Annotated in this window: 4 protein-coding genes; 2 read left to right on the top strand and 2 right to left on the bottom strand. The window is 49.3% G+C overall.

Annotated features, from left to right (window positions below; all coding sequences use genetic code 11):
• Both Q0526_RS06135 and Q0526_RS06130 read left to right on the top strand, forming a co-directional pair.
• On the top strand, window positions 1-1,628 hold a 1,628-nt coding region (locus tag Q0526_RS06135; RefSeq protein ID WP_298731622.1), incomplete at its 5' end, for a VirD4-like conjugal transfer protein, CD1115 family.
• A complete protein-coding gene (locus Q0526_RS06130; protein WP_143402714.1) occupies window positions 1,585-1,917 on the top strand; it encodes a TrbC/VirB2 family protein in 333 nt (110 codons plus the stop codon). The genes Q0526_RS06135 and Q0526_RS06130, both read left to right, overlap by 44 nt.
• A gap of 34 nt (window positions 1,918-1,951) precedes the next feature.
• On the opposite strand, the gene Q0526_RS06125 is transcribed toward Q0526_RS06130, so the two are convergent.
• Window positions 1,952-2,233: a helix-turn-helix transcriptional regulator gene (locus Q0526_RS06125; RefSeq protein ID WP_298731620.1), complete on the bottom strand. Its 282-nt coding sequence runs from the start codon at window positions 2,231-2,233 to the stop codon at window positions 1,952-1,954.
• A partial coding sequence (locus Q0526_RS06120) for a type II toxin-antitoxin system RelE/ParE family toxin (RefSeq protein WP_298731618.1) occupies window positions 2,230-2,515 on the bottom strand: 286 nt, incomplete at its 5' end. The genes Q0526_RS06120 and Q0526_RS06125, both read right to left, overlap by 4 nt.

Here is a 2,515-nt window from a genome sequence, read left to right as displayed (position 1 = left end):
ATCCGTTGGCCGTCTACTGCTATATGCTCGACCAAGCAGACCGCCACCCCGGCGCAGAGCACGGCACGGCCAAGTGGGGCAGCACCCACACACTTAACCTAAAATATCGGAACACAAATCAACCGGCAGAAAACTACATCTTGACCGAGAATGTACGCTTCAGCACCGACAGCCACGCGCATAAACATAATCTCAACATTATCGTAATCGGCGGATCCGGCAGCGGCAAGACACGCTTTTATGTGAAGCCCAACGCGCTGCAACTAATTGGCTCTTATCTTTTTCTGGACCCCAAAGGGGAGTTGACACGCACCCTCGGCAGAATCATGGAAATGAAAGGTATCAGCGTGACAGTGCTTGACCTTGTGCATTTTCAAGGCCATTACAATCCGATGGCCTATCTCGAAACCGATGAGGACGCCATCAAGCTGGCGTTCGCCATTGTCAACAACACCAAACCCAAGGATGCCCCCAGCGGCGGTGATAAGTTTTGGGATGATTCTTCTGTGCTGCTGATCTCCGCACTGATTCTCTATCTCATGTACGAAGCCCCTGCCAGTGAGCAGAATTTTTCCACATTGATGTATATGATTCTGAATTGCCAAGTCAGCGAAAATGAAATGGTCGAGAACCCCTTGATGATGCTGTTCGGAGAATTGGAGCGCCGCGACCCGCAGCACCCGGCTGTTTTGCAATTCAAGTCGTTCATGTTGGGTGCGAAAAAGACGCTGCAATCCATTCTTATCTCGGCTGCGGCCAATCTCTATATGTTCAACAGCCGTAAGTTTGCGGAAATGACTTCGCGCGATGAAATGTTCCTGCCGCGTATGGGGCTGGAGCAGCGGGCATTATTTATTGTTTTGCCCGACAATGATACAACTTTTAATTTCATTGCAACGATGCTCTACACGCAGCTTTTTGACCAGCTTTTTCGTTTGGCAGATTCCACGCCGGAATACAACGGTGCGCTGCCGGTTCATGTGCGGCTGATGATGGATGAATTTGCAAATGTTGCACTACCGAAGAATTTCAAGAATATTCTTGCTGTTTGCAGAAGTAGAAATATCAGCTGCGACATTATTTTGCAGAACATTGCCCAGCTAAAAAGCCTGTTCAAAGACGATTGGGAAGGCATAATCGGAAACTGTGACACCCTGCTTTACCTCGGCGGCAACGAGTACGGTACCTACGAATATCTTTCCAAAATTCTCGGCAAGGAAACCGAACGCACCAAAAGCCAAAGCATTGGCAAAGGCAGCCGGGGCAGCAGCAGCGACAGCCTGCAAACGGCGGGCCGTGAACTGTGTATGCCCGATGAAATCCGCCGTATGCGTGACGATGAGTGCCTGCTGCTGATGCGCAGCGAGGACCCGGTCATCGACAAAAAGTATAATCTGCTTCATCACCCGAATGTAAAATATACATCCGATGCAGGAGGTGAGCCTTATGTAATGCCGCCCGACTATATGGGCGACGCCGTCACTATCACGATGGGTGCTGTTGCTGCCGCGACAGCACCCGAAATCACCGAAGAAATGTACGAACAACTCGACTACTTAGAAAAACACCCGGAGGAAAATTATTATGAAAATGAAGAAAACTTCTCTCAATACGACCAAGGTGACTGACCGCAAAATCAAGCGCCTTTATCTTGTGGCGGCGACGGTGGTTGCCGCTGCTTTTGTTATGGCCATGCCTGCCTTTGCAGATGATCCGCTGACGACCATCAACAATCTGAGCGACTTTGTGTTCAGCGCCATCAAAGCCATCGGCGCGATCCTGCTGGGCTTCGGCATCGTGCAAATCGGCCTTGCCCTCAAAGGCCACGATGCCAGCCAGCGGGCGCAAGGCTTTATGACGTTCTTCGGTGGCGTGGTTATCTACTTTGCAAAGGATATTTTGGATATGATTCTGTAATAGAAAAAGCCGCCAGCGCACTGACGGCTAACAGTTAGGAACTGATGGGTTCAACGGTAAGTTTCAACCCCAAGGGCTGCATGATTTTCAGCAGCGTGTCAAGGTTGGGAGTGGTTTTGTAAGATTCAATCCGCGCCACGGAGGACTGCGGAATACCACACATAGCGGCGAGATCGCGCTGGCTGATGCCCATTGCGTTGCGTTGTTCAACCATTGCGCCGACAATCTCGGCAATTTCCTCAACCTGCTCCATGTCGCCACGAGCCTGTGCATCGACGCTCTTTACATGAGCCTTGTAATCATTCCATGTTCTCATAAGTCAGCAGTCTCCTTTCTGCGCAAGTAATCATCACGTTCGACTTTTGCTTTCTCAATTTCACGTTTTGGTGTCTTTTGGGACTTTTTGCGAAATTGATGCAGCAGTACGAAAGTGTTTTCTTGAAAGTAAAAGTAGAATACTCGATTGTTGCCCGGACGAAGCTCCCAAATATCTTCTTCAAGATGTTTGGTAATATTATCCGGCAGACGAGTACCTTTGCTTTGCAGCAATTCAATGTACAAGCTGATTTGCTTATATTGTATGCGGGCGTCTTTATTG

The sequence above is a fragment of the uncultured Subdoligranulum sp. genome (assembly GCF_937890665.1).
This window is presented reverse-complemented; position numbering and strand designations above follow the sequence as displayed.

Coding starts and splice junctions, on each gene's coding strand:
- Q0526_RS06130 (WP_143402714.1), top strand. CDS start 1,585: ATGAAAATGAAGAAAACTTCTCTCAATACGACCAAGGTGACTGACCGC.
- Q0526_RS06125 (WP_298731620.1), bottom strand. CDS start 2,233: ATGAGAACATGGAATGATTACAAGGCTCATGTAAAGAGCGTCGATGCA.